Source organism: Streptomyces echinoruber (assembly GCF_014651135.1).
In the GTDB taxonomy this organism is placed as follows: domain Bacteria; phylum Actinomycetota; class Actinomycetes; order Streptomycetales; family Streptomycetaceae; genus Streptomyces; species Streptomyces echinoruber.
In genome coordinates, this window is the sequence record NZ_BMWH01000020.1 from 115,036 (window position 1) to 133,949 (window position 18,914).

General features: G+C 74.7%; 22 protein-coding genes and 2 pseudogenes. 18 read left to right on the forward strand and 6 right to left on the reverse strand.

Annotation, left to right across the window (positions count from 1 at the left end):
• Positions 1-7: 7 nt before the first annotated feature.
• From IE225_RS22320 to IE225_RS22375, 12 genes are all read left to right on the forward strand, one after another.
• The gene (locus IE225_RS22320) at positions 8-1,075 is read left to right on the forward strand and encodes a DUF5047 domain-containing protein (RefSeq protein ID WP_190059383.1); all 1,068 of its coding nucleotides are present in this window, start codon (positions 8-10) and stop codon (positions 1,073-1,075) included.
• 2 nt (positions 1,076-1,077) lie between these two features.
• A complete protein-coding gene (locus IE225_RS22325; protein WP_190059384.1) occupies positions 1,078-1,902 on the forward strand; it encodes a hypothetical protein in 825 nt (274 codons plus the stop codon).
• Positions 1,899-2,657 carry a glycine-rich domain-containing protein gene (locus tag IE225_RS22330; protein WP_190059385.1) on the forward strand — a complete coding sequence of 253 codons (759 nt, stop codon included), beginning with the start codon at positions 1,899-1,901 and terminating at the stop codon, positions 2,655-2,657. Before IE225_RS22325 ends, IE225_RS22330 begins: the two co-directional genes overlap by 4 nt.
• Positions 2,654-3,070 (forward strand): hypothetical protein, encoded by a 417-nt coding sequence (locus IE225_RS22335; RefSeq protein ID WP_190059386.1) that lies wholly within the window; start codon positions 2,654-2,656, stop codon positions 3,068-3,070. Before IE225_RS22330 ends, IE225_RS22335 begins: the two co-directional genes overlap by 4 nt.
• 1 nt (position 3,071) lies before the next feature.
• Positions 3,072-3,284: a hypothetical protein gene (locus tag IE225_RS22340; protein ID WP_190059387.1), complete on the forward strand. Its 213-nt coding sequence runs from the start codon at positions 3,072-3,074 to the stop codon at positions 3,282-3,284.
• Between the two features lie 3 nt (positions 3,285-3,287).
• Positions 3,288-3,566: a hypothetical protein gene (locus tag IE225_RS22345; RefSeq protein WP_190059388.1), complete on the forward strand. Its 279-nt coding sequence runs from the start codon at positions 3,288-3,290 to the stop codon at positions 3,564-3,566.
• 10 nt (positions 3,567-3,576) lie between these two features.
• On the forward strand, positions 3,577-3,771 hold the full coding sequence (locus IE225_RS22350; protein WP_190059389.1) for a hypothetical protein: 195 nt from the start codon (positions 3,577-3,579) through the stop codon (positions 3,769-3,771).
• A gap of 88 nt (positions 3,772-3,859) precedes the next feature.
• Positions 3,860-4,168, forward strand: a complete 309-nt coding sequence (locus tag IE225_RS22355) for a hypothetical protein (protein ID WP_190059390.1) — start codon at positions 3,860-3,862, stop codon at positions 4,166-4,168.
• On the forward strand, positions 4,168-5,229 hold the full coding sequence (locus IE225_RS22360) for a peptidoglycan recognition protein family protein (RefSeq protein ID WP_190059391.1): 1,062 nt from the start codon (positions 4,168-4,170) through the stop codon (positions 5,227-5,229). Before IE225_RS22355 ends, IE225_RS22360 begins: the two co-directional genes overlap by 1 nt.
• Before the next feature lie 3 nt (positions 5,230-5,232).
• Positions 5,233-5,445, forward strand: coding sequence for a hypothetical protein (locus IE225_RS22365; RefSeq protein WP_190059392.1), 213 nt, complete (start codon positions 5,233-5,235; stop codon positions 5,443-5,445).
• 72 nt (positions 5,446-5,517) lie between these two features.
• The gene (locus IE225_RS22370; RefSeq protein ID WP_190059393.1) at positions 5,518-5,808 is read left to right on the forward strand and encodes a hypothetical protein; all 291 of its coding nucleotides are present in this window, start codon (positions 5,518-5,520) and stop codon (positions 5,806-5,808) included.
• Positions 5,805-6,464 carry a collagen-like domain-containing protein gene (locus tag IE225_RS22375; RefSeq protein WP_229879889.1) on the forward strand — a complete coding sequence of 220 codons (660 nt, stop codon included), beginning with the start codon at positions 5,805-5,807 and terminating at the stop codon, positions 6,462-6,464. The genes IE225_RS22370 and IE225_RS22375 overlap by 4 nt, the downstream gene beginning before the upstream one ends.
• A 271-nt stretch (positions 6,465-6,735) precedes the next feature.
• Here IE225_RS22375 and IE225_RS22380 read toward each other — a convergent pair whose 3' ends face one another.
• On the reverse strand, positions 6,736-7,551 hold the full coding sequence (locus IE225_RS22380) for a class I SAM-dependent methyltransferase (RefSeq protein ID WP_190059394.1): 816 nt from the start codon (positions 7,549-7,551) through the stop codon (positions 6,736-6,738).
• Positions 7,552-7,607: 56 nt separating this feature from the next.
• Here IE225_RS22380 and IE225_RS22385 point away from each other — a divergent pair.
• The 3 genes and pseudogenes from IE225_RS22385 (at position 7,608) to IE225_RS22395 (ending at position 9,594) form a co-directional block, all read left to right on the forward strand.
• Positions 7,608-8,326 (forward strand): annotated as a pseudogene (locus IE225_RS22385) (GntR family transcriptional regulator).
• Positions 8,327-8,492: 166 nt separating this feature from the next.
• On the forward strand, positions 8,493-8,867 hold the full coding sequence (locus IE225_RS22390) for a DUF6415 family natural product biosynthesis protein (RefSeq protein ID WP_190059395.1): 375 nt from the start codon (positions 8,493-8,495) through the stop codon (positions 8,865-8,867).
• 328 nt (positions 8,868-9,195) lie between these two features.
• On the forward strand, positions 9,196-9,594 hold the full coding sequence (locus tag IE225_RS22395; protein WP_190059396.1) for a hypothetical protein: 399 nt from the start codon (positions 9,196-9,198) through the stop codon (positions 9,592-9,594).
• Between the two features lie 320 nt (positions 9,595-9,914).
• Here the strand turns inward: IE225_RS22395 and IE225_RS22400 are convergent, their stop codons facing one another.
• The 5 genes and pseudogenes from IE225_RS22400 to IE225_RS22420 all read right to left on the reverse strand — a co-directional run bounded on the left by IE225_RS22400 (position 9,915) and on the right by IE225_RS22420 (position 14,786).
• Entirely contained in the window at positions 9,915-10,145 is a 231-nt protein-coding gene (locus tag IE225_RS22400; protein WP_190059397.1) for a helix-turn-helix domain-containing protein, read from the reverse strand.
• Between the two features lie 444 nt (positions 10,146-10,589).
• Positions 10,590-10,976 (reverse strand): annotated as a pseudogene (locus IE225_RS22405) (MFS transporter); the annotation flags it as partial.
• A 305-nt stretch (positions 10,977-11,281) separates the two neighbouring features.
• Entirely contained in the window at positions 11,282-12,853 is a 1,572-nt protein-coding gene (locus tag IE225_RS22410) for an FAD-dependent oxidoreductase (protein ID WP_190059398.1), read from the reverse strand.
• On the reverse strand, positions 12,850-13,581 hold the full coding sequence (locus IE225_RS22415; protein WP_190059399.1) for a methyltransferase domain-containing protein: 732 nt from the start codon (positions 13,579-13,581) through the stop codon (positions 12,850-12,852). Before IE225_RS22415 ends, IE225_RS22410 begins: the two co-directional genes overlap by 4 nt.
• Entirely contained in the window at positions 13,578-14,786 is a 1,209-nt protein-coding gene (locus IE225_RS22420) for a lycopene cyclase family protein (protein ID WP_190059400.1), read from the reverse strand. The genes IE225_RS22415 and IE225_RS22420 overlap by 4 nt, the downstream gene beginning before the upstream one ends.
• Before the next feature lie 376 nt (positions 14,787-15,162).
• Between IE225_RS22420 and IE225_RS22425 the strand changes: the two genes are divergently transcribed.
• The 3 genes from IE225_RS22425 to IE225_RS22435 all read left to right on the forward strand — a co-directional run.
• Positions 15,163-16,449 carry a polyprenyl synthetase family protein gene (locus IE225_RS22425; RefSeq protein WP_190059401.1) on the forward strand — a complete coding sequence of 429 codons (1,287 nt, stop codon included), beginning with the start codon at positions 15,163-15,165 and terminating at the stop codon, positions 16,447-16,449.
• Positions 16,446-17,987: a phytoene desaturase gene (locus IE225_RS22430; protein ID WP_190059402.1), complete on the forward strand. Its 1,542-nt coding sequence runs from the start codon at positions 16,446-16,448 to the stop codon at positions 17,985-17,987. Before IE225_RS22425 ends, IE225_RS22430 begins: the two co-directional genes overlap by 4 nt.
• On the forward strand, positions 17,984-18,914 hold a 931-nt coding region (locus IE225_RS22435; protein WP_190059403.1), incomplete at its 3' end, for a phytoene/squalene synthase family protein. The genes IE225_RS22430 and IE225_RS22435, both read left to right, overlap by 4 nt.

Consider the following 18,914-nt stretch of genomic DNA (forward strand, 5'->3'; position numbering starts at 1 on the left):
GCTGGACATGTCGGCCACCGCCCTGTCGGTCGTGCAACGCAGCTTCACCATGAAGGTGCGGGCGGAGTCGTGGCGGGGCGGCGAGCTGCTCGCCGCGGACATCCCCGTCGCGGACGGCAGCGAGGACCGCGACCGGTCCCTGAACGTGCCCGAGCGCGTGTCGCTCACGGTGCCGCGCCGGGACCGCGGCTTCGACTGGGACCCGGGCGCCGACCCGGACCATCCGCTCGCCTCCTACGGGCAGCAGCTGCGCATCCTCTACGGCATCGACATCGGCGGCGAGTTCGAGTGGATCGACCGCGGCTGGTTCCTGATCACCGAGGCCGGCGCGGACGGCGACACCGTCTCCGTCACCGCGCAAGGTCTGCTCACCCTCGTCGATGAGGCGAAGTTCGTCGCCCCGTTCCAGCCGTCCGGCACGATCGTCTCCACGATCCGTGGCCTGGTCGAGCCCGCGCTCACAGTCGAGTTCGGGCCCGGCCTGACCGACCAGTCCGTGCCCGTCGGCATGCAGTGGGACGACGACCGGCTCGGCGCGCTGAGCGAGGTCCTGGATGCGTGGGCGGCCGACGCCCACGTCACCACCGCCGGCACACTGCTGGTCGAGCCGCTCACCGACACCGGCACCCCGGTGCTGTCCCTCACCGACGGCGCCGGCGGCACCGTCATCCGCTGGCAGGGCAGCACAACGCGGGACGGCGCATTCAACTGCGTGATCGCGCAGGGCGAGGACGCGAACGGCAACCAGATCCAGGGCGTGGCCTACGACGCGGACCCGCGCAGCCCGTTCATGTACGGCGGGCCCTTCAATCCGTTTCCCGTGCCGTACACGTTCAGCTCGCCGCTGATGACGACCGTCGCCCAGTGCCGCAAGGCAGCGGCCTCCAAGCTGCTCCAGCTGCGGCGCGCCGCCTCCCGCAAGCTGACGGTCAGCCTGGTGCCGCACCCGGGGCTGATGACCGGCGACGTCATCGCCGCCACCGGTGCGGGCCTGACGAACGCCCGGTGCATGATCGAGGGCCTGTCGCTGCCCTACTCGCCCGGCGAGATGAGCCTGACCGTGAGGGTGCTGTAGCCATGGCCGACTGGGCAGATACCCGCGTCTCCCTCGCCGGGCAGGGCGCCGTCTACGGGGTGGCCGTGACCGCCTCCGCGAGCGGCGCCTGCCTGGCCAGCGTCGGCGGCATCCAGGTCGCGGTGCGAGTCGTGCCGGGGCTGACGGTGGCCGCCAAGGACAAGCTGCTCATCCTGCGCCGCGGCTCCACCTACTGGGCGATCGCCGTCCTCACCGCGGCACCCGCCATGCCGCCCTCCCCGCCGGCGGTCGACGACAGCCCACCGGTCGTCAGCGACCCGGCGCCCGCGCCGAAACCCACGACGACGACCGGCACGCTGGTGTGCTCGCCGGTGGCCACGTCGACGTGGCGCGACGGCCACTGGCGCACCGACCTCGGCAGTTCGACCAGCGCCGATACCTTCCAGGGCCGCTACAGCGGCAGCTCCTACGGCCGCAACAGCGGGTTCGCCTTTTACGGCAGCAAACCCAGGTCGATCGCCGGGGCCACGGTGACGAAGGCGACCGTGCGGCTGCGGCGGCTGGTATCCGGCGACTACGGCCGGCGCTCCCCGACGCTGCGCCTGGTCTCCGAGTCCACCCGGCCGAGCGGTTTCCCCACCCTCAACGAAAGCGCGACGGGCCCGGCGCTCGGTGTGATCAATCAGGCCAGCCCCTGGGAGACCACCTTCACCCTGCCCACCTCGTGGGGTCAGGCCATGGTCGACGGCACCCGCGGCGGCCTCGCCATCACCGTCGCCTCCGACGACCCGTACATCCGGCTCGCGGGGCGCGATTCCTGGTCCGCTGCGTGGACGCTCACGCTGTACTGGAGGAGATCGAGTTGAGCCAGACCACCGGCAAAGGGCTCATCTACCCCGAGTCCAACGACCACGCCCGCATCTGGGAGTGGCTGCAGAGCCTGGCCACCAGCGCTGATGCGGCGATCCCCGGCAGTGTGGACGTGCAGGTGTTCACCTCCTCCGGCACCTGGACCCGGCCGGCGGGCGCCCTGTGGGTCGAGGTCCACGTCCAGGCTGCGGGCGGCGGATCCGGCGGCGTGGCCTCCACCGGCTCCGGGCAGGCCGCGTGCGCCCCGGGCGGCGGAGGCGGCGAGTACGCCCGCGGTTTCTTCACCGCGGCGGCTGCCGGGGCCAGCCAGTCCATCACGGTCGGAGTCGGCGGCGCGGGCGGCGCGGCCGGCGCGAACTCCGGCGCCAACGGCGGCAACTCCAGCTTCGGTGCCCTGATCACCGCGATGGGCGGCAGCGGCGCCCAGGGAGCCACCGCGACGTCCGCGGCCAGTCTGGGCGGCGCCAACGGCGGCACGGGCGGCACCGGCGGAAACTTCAGGATCCCCGGCGGGGACGGCGGCAACGGTCAGGTCATCGCGTCGGTCCCCGTGAAGTACAACAACGGCGGCGGCGCCTTCCTCGGAGGCATGCGCCGCTCCTCCGGCGTGGCCGCGACCACAACGACCGGATTCGACGGCTACCCGTACGGCGGCGGCGCCAGCGGCCCGGCCAACGGCGCCACACAGGCCGCCGTCGCCGGCTCCAAGGGCGCCGACGGCGTGGTCATCGTCATCACCTACAAGGCATGACCGGACAGCGCGCCAGCGAAGGGGAACCGGCCGGCAGCCCGACGGCGCCCCCGTTCACGACCGAGCGGCGGGACGCCTCGATCGTCGAGCAGTGGGACGTGCCCTCCCGCACCTACCGCCGCTACGACTGCGGCGCCCTCGTCGAAGAACGCCCGTTCACCGACGCGGAGAACGCGAGCGCGGACCAGGCCATCGCGGACGCGGCGCGCCGCGCCACCCAGGCCGCGCTCCTGGAACGCGCGCGGCAGGACCTCGCCACCAACCAGGCCTACCTCGACGCCGTGGCCGCGGGCACCGCCACCACCGACGACGCCATCGCCCAGGTCGCCGTCCTCACCCGGCAGGCCCTCGGGTTCATCCGGCTCACCGTCGGCGGGCCCCTCCTCGACGACCTCGACCAGACCGGAGGCTGACGTGGACTTCCCCCTGTGGCTGTGGGCCATCCCGCTGGTGGCGTTCGCCGTCCTCGAGGGCCTGGCCATCGCCAACCGACGCCGCGGCGACACCGCGAGCGAGCTGCTGCGCAAGCTGGCCGGGATCAAGCCGCTGCGCCCCTGGCGGCCGGCGGGCGTCGCCGCCATCGCCACCTTCTGCGCGTGGCTCGCCCAGCACCTCATCGGCGGCTGACCCATGGCTGCCCGCGACCGCGGCGCCCCGCCCTCCACCTGGCCGGGGATGGAGATGGTCGGCATGACCCGGCTGACCGACGACATCTACTACGGGTGGATCGACAACACGGCTGACCCGACGTTCTGGCACTGGTGCACGGCGCAGGGCCGCTGGGTGGCCGCAGGCACGTGGAAGCACCAACTCGTGTCCCGCGACCCCCTGCACCTCGAACCGTCGCTGCTGTGGCGCTGCTGCGGCACCCACGGGTGGGTGCGCGGCGGCGTATGGATCCCCGCCTGAAGGGAGCATCATGTCCGACCGTGCCGGCCTTGCCCGGACCGCCTACGCCGCCTACGGAGAGACGACCGGCGGCCTGAATCACCGCGGGGAGCCCATGCCCGCCTGGGAGGACCTCGGCGAGCTGATCCAGCAGGCGTGGATCGCCGCCGCGGTCGCCGTCGCCCAGGCGGTCACCGCCCCACCCCGATCGGAGGACTCCCAGTGATCAAGGGCATCGACGTCTCTGCCTACCAGCCGGATGCGTACGACACGACATCTGCTCCCTTGCTCTGACCCCATGACGGAGGCTCACCATGCCCCAACCCACCATCGGCCGCATCGTCCACTACCGGCTCACCGAGCATGACGCCAGCGACATCAACCGCCGCCGCGAGGACTGGCAGCGCATGGGCGGCGAGCACAACCAGGCCGGGATCGTCGGCCACGTCGGTAACCACGTTTCCGAGGGCGACCTGTTCCCGGCCGTCATCGTCCGCGTGTGGAACGAAAGCACCGTCACTTGCAACCTCCAGGTCCTGCTTGACGGTATCGATACCTACTGGGCCACCTCCCGTGCCGAGGGCACCGAGTCCGGCACCTGGGCCTGGCCGGAGCGTGCGTGATGGCTACCCCGCTGACCGCCGACCAGCTGGTCGCCGCCCTGCGTGCCGAGGGCTGCATCGTCGATGAGGTGCGCGACTGGCGGCACCACAACCGCAACGCCAAGGGCGCCTGGGGCCCCGTGCACGGTGTGGTGATCCACCACACCGCCACCGGCCCCGGCACGGACGTCGTCAGCGTCATCTACGACGGCTCCAGCAGCCTGCCCGGCCCGCTCGCCACCGGCTGCATCACCAAGGACGGTGTCGTCCACCTCACCGCGAACGGGCGCGCCAACCACGCCGGTGGTGGTGACGGCGACGTACTCCAGGCCGTCATCGACGAGTCGTACGGCGACTACCCGCCCCCGACACACGAGCACGAGGGCTCGGCCGGGGCCGTCGACGGCAACGCCCGCTTCTACGGGTGGGAGTGCGAGAACGCGGGCAACGGCACCGACCCGTGGCCTCGCGTCCAGTACATCGCCATCGTCAGGGCGACCGCGGCGCTCTGCCGCGCGCACGGCTGGAGCAGCAAGAGCGCGATCGGCCACTTGGAGTGGTCGGACTGGAAGCCCGATCCGCGCGGCTTCGACATGAAGGACTTCCGCCGCGACCTCGCCGCCTGCCTGGCGCTCCCGGCGGGCCGGTGGGAAGGAGACGACCCCATGCCCCAGTACGTCAACCTCGGCATCGCCGAGCCCTACACCCTCCAGCCCGGCGTCTGGGACTCGATCGAGTTCACCGCCGAGTGGACGGATGAGACCGGCGACCACGCCACCGGCGGCAGCGTGTTCGCCCGCGGCCCGGCCCGCTTCACCGGCACAGTCAGTCTCGCCGTCGACGGCCTGCCCGTGGGCGCGGTGGTGCAGGCCCGCATGTCCGAGTACGACGGCGACCAGCTCGCCCTGGACCACCCGATCCACGAGATCCACGGCACCGACGGCGGGAGCTTCGCCGTCGTGCCGCTGACCAAGCGGCTCACCGCCGGCCGCGGCATGCGCATCCGGCTCCTCAACCAGGCCAGTGAGCCGGTCACCGTCACCAGCGCGGTCCTCACCGCGCTCGTCTGGAAGGAGGGCTGAGCGATGAAGGTGTCCCGCTACTGGAAGGCGATCGTCGCCGCCGTCGTGGCCGGCGCCGGCACCGCAGGGACCGCCGTGCAGGACGGCACGGTCACCGCGGGCGAGGCCGCCGCCATCGTCCTGGCCGTGCTCGGCGGGCTCGGCTTCACCTGGGCGGTCCCGAACCGGCCTCCGGCGCGGCCGGAGCCCGCCTCCGAGCCCCCGCGGGTTCTCTGACCGGAGGCTCCCGTGGCCGATGAGCCGTCGAACGGGGAGCTGGGGCGGCTCATCGGTCAGCTCCGGGCGACGATGGACAGCCGGTTTGCCGAGCTGAACAGCCGCTTGGACAAGGTGGTGTCGCTGGACGTCTACACGATCCAGACCACCTACGTGGAGCAGCGCCTCGCCCAGCTGCAGGCGGAGATCCAGCGGTGTGTGGACAACAACGCCAAGCTGGAGGACGACTTCGAGGCATACCAGCGGGATGAGGCCCGGCGGCGGGAAGCGGAGCGGCAGGCCCGCCTGTACCAGCTGATCGTGCCGGTGGCGCTGTGCATCATTTCCAGCGTCATCGCCATCTGGGCGGTGGTGGCCAAGTGAGCGACTCGAAGCACTCCGCGAAGCCGCCGCGGCAGCTGCCGCTCCCGCGGGCCGAGGCCGTCATCGCCGGCATGGTCATCATCCTCGCCGGCGGGATGGCCCTGCTGGCCCTCCAGTTCGTCAGCCTGCACCAGGACCTGGAGACCGCGAACAAGGCGCGCGACGCTCTGGCCGCGCAGGTCGAGCGGCTCGGCGCGTCACCGGTCGCCGGGCCACCCGGCAGCCGGGGCGAGCCCGGCAAGAGCATCGTCGGCCCCAGCGGGCCACCCGGGCCACCAGGACCGTCAGGCTCGCCAGGACAGAACGGCAAAGACGGGCAGGACGGCAAAGACGGGCGGAACGGCAAAGACGGCTCGCCCGGGGCACCCGGCGTGTCCGTGACGGGGGTCCCGGGCGCTGCCGGCCCCAGCGGACCACCCGGACCACCCGGACCACCCGGGCCGCAGGGGCCGGCCGGCCCCCAGGGCGAGCAAGGCCCCCAAGGTGAGCGTGGCCCGGCCGGACCCTCATGCCCCGACGGCTACAGTCTCCAGCCGCCCCCGGACGACCCCGACGCCCTCGTCTGCCGGAAGGACAGCGCGCCCCAGCCCAGCGACAGCAACACGCCCACGCCGCAGGCTCTCGCCCTCGACCCGCACCGCCGCCAGTACCTCTGAACACCGAGCCCCCGCCGCCTTCGCGCGGCGGGGGCGTTTCGTCATGCCTGCGGGCCAGTCCCGTCGCCTATCGAGGTCTCGGCCGCACGGCAGACTGCGCACAGGACTTTGGCGCCGAGCCCGTAGCGCTGGGTGAGTCCCTGGCAGCGTGGGCAGTAGCCGACCTGGTTGGGGAGCAGCCCAGGATGAGCGCAGCGGCCTCCCGGTCCGGGCGTCATCGTCCGCGAGCGATGGCAGCCGCGCAGCATCCGGCTTGCGCGATGAAGGGGGCTCAGCCTGGACGGTGGCCGATGCTCAGCAGGTGCGAGCTGGCGGCCAGAAGCTCGGGGTACGGCTCGGCCATGCGGGCAGCAGTCAGCGCCGACTCGAACAGCGGGGTCTCCCGGAAGTCGCCGCCGGTGTTCCGCTCGGCCGCCGCGAGCATGGACCAGGCGGGGCCCTCGATGCCGTACACCTGTGCGTCGTCGAACCCCGCGGCGGCGACTTCGTCGCGCAGCTGCTCACCGCTGTGGAAGTAGGCCGCGGTGAACCCTTTCTTCCCATCGTGGATCTGGGAAGCGAGGATGCCGCCGATGCTCCGCTGCATGGGCTCCTTGTGAAGGTGCGCGAAGGCAGCGTGCTCGAACATGCTGGAGTACCGGTTGATGCCGGCTGCCGCCAGCAAACCGCCCGGCCGCAGTACGCGGAAGGCCTCGGCGAGGGCCTGGTCGCGATCGGCCCGCTCAAGCAGGTGGTACAGCGGCCCGAGCAGGAGAACGACGTCGTAGGAGGCGTCAGCTGCGGTGAGCTGGCGGGCGTCGCCGAGTTCGACAGTGGCGCCGGTCCGTTTCGCCCGCTCGATGTGGCGGGGGATCGGGTCGACGAGGTGCACGGTGTAGCCGTCCGCGATCAGCCACTGGGCGTGGGCGCCCGGGCCGCCGCCGACGTCGAGGATCCGGGCCGGCGGCGGGGGGAGGTAGCGGTGCAGGAGTTCCTGCGTGCGTACCATCTCCAAGCGGCCATCGGCTGTGGTGGTCAGCCGGTCCGCTTCGTCGATGGTCTCGGTGTAGAACCTCACGATCTCCGGTGCTACCTCAGGGCTCGTCATACACGGCATTCTGGTGGCCGACCGGTGGACCAGTCCAGTGATCGGAAGTACGTGCCATGCCGCTGCTGAAGTATGAGCAGATCGCCGAAGACCTGCGCACCCGCATCACCAACGGCGAGTTCGGCCCTGGTGATCTGCTGCCCTCTGGGCGTGACCTGGCCGAACAGTGGGACGTGTCGCGGGCCACCGTGATCAAGGCCTACGACGTGTTGCGCAACGACGGCCTTGTGGTCGCACGGCAGGGGGCAGGGTTCACCGTTGTCGAGACACCGATCGCCCGCCCCGCAGGCGGCCGTCGCGCCGGGACCAGCCGAGTCGCCGGCGGCGGACCGTTCCGCCGACTCGGCACACCGGACCGCCCCGTGCCTCCCGCCCATTCGCGGAAGCGCTCGGTCTGAAGCCGGGGGTGACGGCGCTGCGGCGCGTGCGGCTGGTGCTCCTCGACGACGGCGCACCGGGAACGCTGGTGACCGCGTGGTTCCCGCTCGACATCGCCGACGCGGCGCCCCGCCTGTCGCTTCCGGGCCCGATCGCGGAGGGCACGACACACTACGTGCGACGGGAAACCGGTCGCGCGCCCTGCGAAGGCGTCGACGTCACCAAAGTCCGCTTGGCCACTGACGAGGAAGCGCAGCTGCTGGAACTGCGACCGCCAGCCGCCGTGGCGGTTGTGCTGCACATCGCCTATGACCAGGAACATCGTCCGCTGGTGTGCGAGGAAGGGGTGACGCCGTCGCACGTGTTCGAGGAGACCGAGACGTACTCGATGAGGTAGAGCTGTTCCCTGCGACTTGACTGGACCGGTCCACCGGTCCAGTCTCTTTATTACGCCGTCCCAGCGCGCACAGAAAGCACTTGCGCTGTGCCCGGCCAGAGATGTCGAAGCCCGGCGACCGCTGACACGGCCCCGGGCACGGCCAACGCTACGAGGGAGCGTCGACATGACGAACGTTACCGCCTCACCCCCGGCCGGAACAGCGAGGGATTCCCGCCCGCCGGACATCGACACGATGCGCGCCACCGCGCGCCGCGCCTTCACCGAGGCGCTCTCCGCGGACGACCTGGACACGCTCGCCCTGACGCTGCGCGGGCACCTGCAGCTGCTCATCCCCGAGGTCCAGCAGGCCGCCGAGCGGACCCCGACGGACAACGCCCAGCGGCACTGCGCCCTGGCCTGCATCGGTGACGCGCGCAGCAAGCTGCGGCTCGGGAACGGTTGCACGCCGGAGGTCCGCGTGGCCGTGGCGCAGAAGCTCGCCCGCTGCGTCAACGCCCTGTGCGACCACTACACGACCCTGGGCGGCGGGCAGCCGTGAGAGCGGTCCTCGGCTTGGCCGCGTACGTGGTGGCCGTGACCGGCCCGGTCCTCGCCCTGGTGCTCGCGAGGACACCGCACTGACGCACCCCCATGGCGGCCGCTTCGGGTCAGGGCCGCATCCAGCCCCCCGCCTCGCCGGTGTTCCCGGAGGCCCGGCGTGGGCGGGGCCGCCCGCCCCGCTGGTGTTCCGCAAGACGCCGGCGGGGCGGGTTCCAGATCTCCTGCCCAGGCTCCGCCCCTGTCAAGGGCGAGGCCGAAGGCCGGCGGCATGTCGCACACGCGGCGCTCCTAGACTGGCGCGGCCCGCCATGAGAGGAACGGCACGTATGCGTCCACAGAGGTTCCAGGACTTCCTGATCGACACCGTGAAGAACACCCCCGGCACCGTTCAGGTGCGAAGCCTCGCGGAGGCCGGCGACTCGAAGCACCCGTTCGGTGTGGCCGTGTCCACGTCGGACGGGGAGTCGCGGTGGCAGATCGTGGGGCAGCTCGCCGAGGGTGAGCGCCACGAGCACGAAGAACAGCCCGTCCAAGGCGCGCCGGCGGCCTGGACGGATGCGGTGCCCGGCGACAGCCCCGAGGGATGGCTCGCCGCCGCGATCGGCCGGGCCGAGTCCCCGGAGATCGCGCGCATCGACCGGTGGTCGGTGCGTGAAGGCGACACCCGCCAGGGGATCACCGTCCACTTCCACAGCGGCGCGAAGGCGTACGTGCGGAAGCTCTGACCCTCCCCAGCCGACCGAGGCCCGGCCGCGCGGGGGAGTTGCACAGCACCACCAGTCAGCACCACCACACCGTGTGAGGAGCTCGATATGGGATGCACGCACAGCCACCCCGGCGACCGGTTCGACCCCGGCCGGTGCAGCGCCTCGTGCCCGGTCTGCGGCACGTACGGCAGCGCCAACCGCGGTGAGCCCTGCGCGCCGCATCAGCGGCCCGGCAGTCGCGAGAGGTGCCCCGGCAGCGGTCGGCCCGCTGTCTGAGCACCCCTGAGCGGCCCCGCTCGTCTGCTTCCCCCGTGGCGGATGGGCGGGGCCTTGCCCTGTCAGTCGACGAGGACGGAGACCCGGGTGTCGAGCGCGGCGGCGATCCGCAGGAGGTCTCCGTAGCGGGGATCTGTCTCGCCGGACTCGATGCGCTGGAGGTGGCTGCGGCTGATGCCGGTGGCCTCGCAGAAGGACTCCTGGGTGTAGTGCGCGGCGACCCGCAGGTCGGCGATGCGGTCGCCCAGCTCGCGACGTCGTTCGATGATCCAGTCCGGGGCGTCGCGAGGCACTCGACAAAACTGGATCGATCATGGTCATATGTCAGCACCAGCCCAGAGGCATTTTCTGATGGATAGTCAGATTCCGTGGGCTGTCCTCGAGCGCCCGTCCCGCCGAGCGGATCCGGAAGACCGCCGGCGGGACGGGCTTTGGCCGGTTCACACGGGGTGTGTTCGAATCGCACAGGCACAGGCGGGGCACCCGGTGCTGAACGAGGCATTCCGGTCGCAAAATGAGCGCCGTACCACCCGCCCCGCCCGCTGGGAGAACCGGAAGCTCCCGGCGTGGCGGGGCTTTGCTGTAGCCCGTGGAGAGGGATCTGCCGACCGTGAAGCGGGGTGAGCGGTCTGTTTCTCCGGGTGTGTTGTGCGCGTCCAACGGGCGGGATCCGCTGCCGGGGCGGGGGTTCGGCCGCTTCTCCGCCGCGCCCGGCGCGCTGCTCATGCTATTAGTGCAAACTGCACGTTGATGCCGCCGTAGGCGGCGCCGAAGACGAGCAGCACCGCGCCCAGGGCGGCGGCGGAGCGGGTCAGCGGGGGCAGGGCGACGCTCAGGGAGAGCAGGACGCCGCAGACCACGGTCACGGGGTGGTTGCCGAAGCGGCGGCACAGCCGTCCGGTGAGCAGCATCGTGACCACGGCGCCGGCGGAGACGCCGAGGAGGGCCAGCCCGAGGGCGCCGGCGGAGGCACCGGTCCGCTCCTTGATGGCGGGGATGCGCACGACCCAGCCGGCGAAGACGAAGCCGTCCAGGGCGAAGAAGGCGGTCAGGGCGATGCGGAGGCGGGCGAGGGGACTTCCCGGCACGACGGTGTGCGAACGGGGTTTGTTCAGTAGCGGCACAAATTGCAGCGTAGAGAGTCGGCCGACGGGCGGCAAGGTGTCGGCACGGGCGGACGTGCGGGCGGGATGGTGGCGTGGGCAGAGGGGTGCGCGGGCGGTACGGCCGCGCCGCCGACGTGCGCCGGGCGCGCGGCGAGAGGACCGGGCGCCGGGTGAGGAGGGCTGACGGCCGGGCGCCGCGAGCCGGGTGGCCGCGTGGTTGGGGCCCCGGCGGGCGCGCCGGCACCGGGAATGCCGCCGCCCTGGACACGTCCGCATGCCTGTTCCGCATATCCATGTAGACACATATGACTATGCCGACATGGCTAAGTGCGGGAACCCCGGGTCCGCTCCCCGGCGCGGGCGAGTGCCCGCAGCAGTGCCGACCGGCCGCCGTCCGGGACGGTCCACAGCGGCTCGCCGCGCACGCCCCAGCGCCGCAGCAGGGCGTTGGCCGCGAGGAAACCGGAGGTGGCGGCGCGTTCCATGAGGGCCACGGGCAGGTCGGTGCGGACCAGGTCGCCGGCCAGGACCACGGTCGGATCGGGGGTCCGCACGGTCGGGCGGTGGGCGTACCCGCCCACGGGGAACAGCGGGCAGTCCGCGCGCCACTCGTGCCGGGCCGCGACGACGCGGGCCTGTCCCGTCTCCGGGTACACCCGGTGCAACTGCTCCACCAGGCGCCGCTCCTCGGCCTCCCGCGCGGCGGACGCCGGCAGGGCGTAGGCGTGGAGCTCGACGACCGAGCCGCCCGTGCGCGCCGCCCAGCGCGCCGCCTCCCCCTCCCAGTGGGAGAGCACGCTGACGTTGTCGAGCGGCCCGTAGCCGCTGGTGCCGAGGAAGCCGGGGCGGTCCGGGGCGAGGGGGCGGTCCAGCCACAGGCGGGAGACCAGGAACGGCGGCGCCGTGCGCAGCGCCGCCACCCGCGCGCGCCAGCCGGCGTCCCCGAGGCCGGGGGAGCGCCGCACCACCGCCCGCAGCCCGGTGACGTCCAGGGCCAGGACGACGGCGTCGTGGTGGTGCGCTCCCGAGGCGTGCACGACGCGGTGGCCGCCCGACGGGCCGGGGTGGACGGCCTCGACGGGGGTGGCGGTGCGCAGGGCGGCGCCGTGCGCGGTCAGGTGCGCGGCCAGCGGGTCCCACAGGGCGTGCGGGAAGGGCTCGCCGGGCACGTCGAACAGCAGCCCCTCGGCCGAGCCGAGGAAGTAGATGTGGAACATCAGCGCCATCTCGGCGGCCGACAGCCGGCGCGGGTCGGCGAAGAAGCTGCGGGAGAACACCTCGAACGCCAGGTGCCGGGCGGCGGCGGGGAAGCGGACGGCGTCGAGGAAGTCGTGGGCGCTGATCCCGTCGAGCCGCTCGTGGACGCGCCGGGTGTCCACGTCGAGCAGGGGCAGGGCGGCCGCGGGACGCAGCCCGAGCAGGTCGCGCAGGCCGAAGCTGGGGCTGAGGACGGCGAAGCCGAGCGCGTTCCACGGGGGTGTGCGCGGCACCCGGCGGAAGCTGTCGCGCAGGCCGCTGCTGTGCAGCAGCGGATAGTCGGGCAGCCCGGTCAGCATGCCCAGGGCGGGGTCCGCCCGGCGCAGCAGCGCCCGCAGGTTGTAGTACTGGCGGAAGAAGGCGTGGAAGCCGCGGCTCATCGTGGCGCGCGTGCCGTCGGCCAGGGTGACCGGCCACCCGGCGACCCGTCCGCCGAGGACGCCCTCACGCTCGTACAGCGTCACGCGCACGCCCCGCTCGGCGAGGACCGTCGCCGCGGCCAGCCCGGCGATCCCGCCGCCGAGCACCGCGACGGACGGCGGCCGGCCGGTGACACGCGGCGCGCCCGGGGCCGGGCGGACCGGGCGGGCCCGGCGGTCGCGTCCCGGCGGCACCGCCGCCGGACGGCGCCGCCTCACCACCCGCTCCCCGGCCGCCCGCCCGGGCGGCGGGCGAGGAAGGTGTGGGCGATGCCCGTCTGCCAGCCCGGCAGCGGCAGCACCCGCACCTGGCCGAACCCGGCCCGCGCGAGGCGGGCGGCGAAGGCGGGCGCGGTGTCGAACTCCACGACGCTGCGCCACAGATGGTCGTACAGGTGCCGGTTCCCGCTCACCGCGCCGAGCGGCAGGACCACGCCCCGGCACACCGCGGACCACACGGCGCGGTCCAGGCGCCGGCCGCCGAGCGCGAACTCGTGCACGGCGAGCCGGCCGCCCGGCGCGAGCAGGGCGCGCACCGTGCGCAGCACCGCGTCCGGGTCGGACAGGTTGCGGAAGAGGTACGCGGCGAACACCGCGTCGAACGGCCCGGCCACCCCTGCCTCACGCACCCTTTCGGCTGGGGCGTGGACGAAGGACACGCGCGCCGGCCACGGTTTGGCCCGGGCGCGCCGCAGCATGCCCGCCGATGCGTCGACACCGACGATCGCCGCCCCGGGATGGGCGCGCGCGAGGGCCGCCGTCGACGCGCCCGTGCCGCAGCCCAGGTCCAGCACCCGGCAGCCGGCGCCGCCGCGCGGGAGGCCGAGCCGGCGGGCGGAGCGGCGCAGTTGGGCGTGGTGGCCCGGGGCGAGGGCGGCCAGCCGGTCGTAGGTGGGGGCGCCGCGGTCGAAGGCGGCCGTCAGCTCCGCGTCGCGCAGCACGGTCATCGGCGGACTCCGGGTGGGGGGACGGGGGCGGGGCGGCGGGGCAGCCACGGCAGTTCGGCCGCGGTGCGCAGCATCGGCAGGACGGGGGTGCGCACGCCGACCGCGAGGTCCTCCGCCAGCCGGGTGCGTCCGTCGAGGAAGCGCAGCAGACGCCGCGCCGGTACGCGCCGGAACAGGTGGAAGAAGAGGTCCGCGCCGTCGACCCGGCCCGTGGCCAGGGCGCGCAGCAGGACGGCGTCCATCATCCGGGCCCGGGCCGGGTGCGGCGCGGGGGGCAGTGGGCGTCGGCCCGCGCGGACGGCGTCGGCGACGGCGTCCGTCTGGCGCTGGATCGCGGCGAAGGTGTAGCCGGTCGAGGCGCGGGTGGCGCCGCCCGCGGTGCCGATCCGGAAGACGGGCCCGGCCGCCTGCCGCACGGGCGGGGCGTCGGTCATGGGGATCACCCCGGTCTCCGTCGCCAGCACCCGTACCTCGCCTGTGCCCAGGACGTGCCGCGTGTAGTGGTGCAGCGCGGCGTCGTACGCCTCCCGGGTGAGCGGGGCGGGCCCGAACTCGGTGTACTCCACCAGGGCCGTGCGCGGGCCGGTGGGCAGGACGTACCCGAAGGACAGGCCCCGGGCGGGCTGGGGCGTGCGGAAGTCCATCAGCTCGACCGTCTCCGGGTCGAACACGGGGTGCTGCGCGTGCACGAACCAGCCCCGGAAGTGCTGCAGCAGATGGGTGCGGGCGGCCGGGAGGGCGGTGGGCGGCCGGGAGTCGAACACCCAGCGGGCGCGTACCGGCAGCCGCGCGCCGGAGCCGTCGGTGGCCAGCAGCAGCGCGGTGCGGTCGGGCAGCACGGTCACCGTGTCGACGGCGGCCTCCACGCGCCGCACCGCCGGGCACGCCCCCAGCTCCTCGCCGACCAGATGCTCGAAGTCGCCGGAGCGGATCATCTTGTACCGCAGCGGCGCGATGTGCCGCCGTACGGCCGCCCCGTGGCGGTCGCGCACCCGCAGCCACTCCCAGGAGGCGGCCACCGCGCGGTCGTAGCGGCCGGGCACCGGCTCCCAGAAGCACCACGTGCGGCGCGGCGCGCGCAGCGGCCCGGGCGGCGGGGCGAGCAGGGCGACGGACACCCCGGCAGCCGGGCCGGCCGCGAGCCGGTGCGCCAGCGACAGGCCCGCGGCGCCCGCACCGACGATGGCGATGTCCGTCTCCAGCACGGCCCTTTCCTCTCCCGCCTTCTTCTCCTGCCGACTCCTGTCGATTCCCGCCGGCTCCCGCCGACTGCGCCGGCAGTATTCCGCGCCGGCGGTGCTCGCGGATGCGCGGCACGCGGCCGGGCCCGGGCGGGCGGCCGCGGCACCGCCGTGGCCGCCCGCCGTCCGGGTGACGGACGCGCCCCCACCGGGCGAAGCACCGGGGCGGCGCGCACGCCGGGGGGAAGCGTGGTCCCGTGGGCCGTCCCCGGGGATGGGCGGCGCACTGCTCCGGCCGCGTCCCCCGCACGGCGCATCCGAACCGTCCCCACAGCCCGAAGGACCACCCACAGCCGCCGCGCGGCAGCGGCGCCGCCGCCCGACCGACGAGAGGACACGGATGCGCCCCAGCCCGGCCGCCGAGAGCGCCCCGCCCGGCGCGTGGCCGCCCGACCCGCGCCCGCCGGGCCCCGCCGCGGCGCCCTGCCCGCTCGCCCGGAACCCGGCGGCCGTCGACGCCGACGTGCCCGCCGCCGTGGTCCGCACCCTGCGGCGGATCCTCGACGACCGCGTCGCGCGCGCCGCCGTCCTCGACCCCGTCTTCGGCGGCGACCTGGCGGCACGGCTGGCCGAGTTCACGCTGCACGGGGGCCGGCGCGGCAGGCCGCGGCTGCTGTGGTGGGCGTTCCGCGCCTGCGGCGGCGGCGGTGAACCGCCGCGCACCCGCACCGCCCTGCACCTCGCGGCCGCCCTCGAACTGCTGCAGACCTGCGCCCTCGTGCAGGACGACGTGATGGACGGCTCCGTCCTGCGCCGGGGCCGCCCCGCGCTGCACACCGACCTCGCCCTGCAGTACGGCGGTGCCGGCCCCGCCTTCGCCGACGCCGCGGCCGTCCTGGCCGGCGACCTGGCCCTGGCCTGGGCGGACGACACGGTCACCGCCGCCGTCGCCGCGGACCCCGCCGCCACGGGCGTGCTGGCCGGGTGGCGGGAGATGCGCACCGAGATGGTGGCGGGACAGTACCTGGACCTGCACGGGCAGACGATCCGCGGCGCCACCCCGGCCCGCGCCCTGCGCATCGCCCGCCTCAAGAGCGCCCTGTACTCCGTCGAACGGCCGCTCGCGCTGGGCGCCGCGCTGGCGCAGGCCGACCCGCACACCACCGCGGCCCTGCGCGCGGCGGGACGCTGCGCGGGCCTCGCCTTCCAGCTGCGCGACGACCTGCTCGGCGCCTTCGGCGCGCCGTACGGCACCGGCAAGCCCTCCGGCGACGACATCCGGCAGGGCAAACCCACCTACCTGCTCGCCGTGGCCCGGGCCCGGGCCACGGCGAGCGGCGACCGTGTGGCCCTGAAGGTGCTGGACCGGCACGTGGGCGCCGGCCGCCTGACGGACGCCCAACTGGCCGACGTGCGGCGGGTGCTGGAGGGCACCGGGGCCCGCCGGGCCGTGGAGCGGACCGTCGGACGGCTGGCCGCGCGCAGCCTGCGCCGGCTGGCGGCCGCGCCCGCCCTGCGCCCGCCCGGCGCGCACCGGCTGCGCGAGCTGCTGTGCGAGGCGGCCGGAGGCGCACCCGCCGCCGGGAAGCCCGAAGGACACGGCGGCGCCCCCGGTGCCGAGGAGCACGAGACGCACGGCGGCGCCCCCGGCGTCGTGGCGCTGGAGACGGGGAGGCGGGCGCGGTGAGGACGGTGACCGGGCCCACCGGCCACGTCGTGGTGGTCGGCGCCGGGCTCGCGGGACTCTCGGCCGCGCTGCACCTGCTGGGCGCCGGGCGACGGGTGACGGTCGTGGAGCGCGACCCGCTGCCCGGCGGCCGGGCCGGACGCCTGGAGCGGGCCGGGTACCGCATCGACACCGGGCCCACCGTGCTGACCATGCCGCACCTGGCCGAGGAGGCGTTCGCGGCGGTCGGCGAGCGGCTCGCCGACCGCGTCGAGCTGCTGCCGCTGCACCCCGCCTACCGCGCCTGCTTCGCCGACGGCAGCACCCTCGACGTGCACACCGACGCCGACGCGATGGCGGCCGAGGTCGAACGGCTGGCCGGCGCGCGCGAGGCGGCCGGCTACCGGCGGCTGCGGGAGTGGCTGACCCGGCTGTACGCGGTGCAGATGCGCCGGTTCATCGACGCCAACATCGACTCCCCGCTGCACCTGCTCACCCCCGACCTGGCCCGGCTCGCCGCGCTGGGCGGCTTCGGGCGGCTCGACGCGCGCATCGGGCGCTTCCTGACGGACGACCGGCTGCGGCGGGTGTTCTCCTTCCAGGCCCTGTACGCCGGCGTCCCCCCGCAGCGGGCGCTGGCCGCCTACGCCGTCATCGCCTACATGGACACGGTGGCCGGCGTGTACTTCCCGCGCGGCGGCATGCACGCCCTGCCCCGCGCGATGGCGCGGGCCGCCGCCGCGGCCGGCGCCGATGTGCGCCTCGGCCGGGACGTCACCCGCCTGGAACGCTCCGGCGCCCGGGTCACGGCCGTGCACACCGCCCAGGGCGAGCGCATCCCCTGCGACGCGGTCGTCCTCACCCCCGACCTGCCCGTCGCGCACCGGCTGCTCGGCCGCGGCCCGCGCCGGCCGGTGCGGCTGCGCCACTCCCCGTCGGCCGTCGTCCTGCACGCCGGCACCGACCGCACCTGGCCCCATCTGGCCCACCACACGCTGTCCTTCGGCGCCGCCTGGCGGCGCACGTTCGACGAACTCACCCGGAGCGGCACCCTGATGACGGACCCCTCCCTGCTGATCACCCGGCCCACGGCCGGCGATGCGTCCCTCGCCCCCGCGGGCCGGCACCTGCACTACGTCCTGGCTCCCTGCCCCAACACCGACATCGGGCCCTCCGCCACGGCCTGGGCCGACCTCGCGCCCCGCTACCGCGACCGCCTCCTCACCGTCCTGGAGCACCGCGGGATGAGCGGCCTGGCCGCCGCAATCGAGGAGGAGTGCCTGGTCACCCCGGCCGACTGGGCGGCGCAGGGGCACGCCGCGGGCACCCCGTTCTCGGTGGCGCACACCCTGCTGCAGACCGGCCCGTTCCGGCCGCGCAACCTCGTGCGCGGTACCGAGAACGTCGTCCTGGCCGGCTGCGGCACCACCCCGGGCGTCGGGGTGCCCACCGTCCTGATCTCCGGGAAGCTGGCCGCCGCCCGCATCACCGGGGCGCCCTCGCGCGGCCGGTCCCGCCCGACCCCGCCCCCCGCCGCCGTGGAAGGCCACCCGCGATGACCCGCCGTGAACTCGACGCCGCCGGCATCACCGATCCCGCGCTGCGCGCCGCCTACACCGAGTGCCGCCGGCTCAACGCCCGGCACGGGCGCACCTACTTCCTCGCCACCCGCCTGCTGCCCCCGGACCGCCGGCCCGCCGTGCACGCGCTGTACGGGTTCGCGCGCCGGGCCGACGACATCGTCGACCACCTCGGCGGCCCCTCCCGCGGCCCCTCCCTCGGCGCCGACCGCGCCCGGGCCCTGGCCCGGCTGGAGAAGCGGCTGCGCGACGCCCTGGCCGGCCGGCCCGCGGCCGAGCCCGTGGTGCGGGCCGTGGCCGACACCGCCGGCCGCTACGGCATCGACCCGGCGTACTTCACCGACTTCATGGCGTCGATGCGCAGCGACCTCACCGTCACCGGGTACGCCACCTACGGCGAGCTGCGCGCCTACATGCACGGCTCGGCCGCCGTCATCGGCCTGCAGATGCTGCCGGTCCTGGGCACCGTCACCTCCCGCGAGGAGGCGGCACCGCACGCGGCCGCCCTCGGCGTCGCCTTCCAGCTCACCAACTTCCTGCGCGACGTCGGCGAGGACCTGGACCGCGGGCGCGTCTACCTCCCGGCCGACCTGCTCGCCGCCCACGGCGTGGACCGGGCGCTGCTGCAGTGGAGCCGCCGCACCGGGCGCCGCGACGCGCGCATCACCGCCGCGCTGCGCGCCGCCGAGGACCTCACCCGCGCCGTCTACCGCGAGGCGGCCCCCGGACTGGCCATGCTGGACCCGCTCGCCCGCCCCTGCATCCGCACCGCCCATGTCCTCTACCGGGGCATCCTCGACCGGATCGCCGCCGAGGGCTACGCGGTGGTGCACCGCCGCGCCGTGGTGCCCGGCCGCACCCGGGCGGCCGTGGCCGCGGGCGGCCTCGCCCGGCTCACCGCCGCCC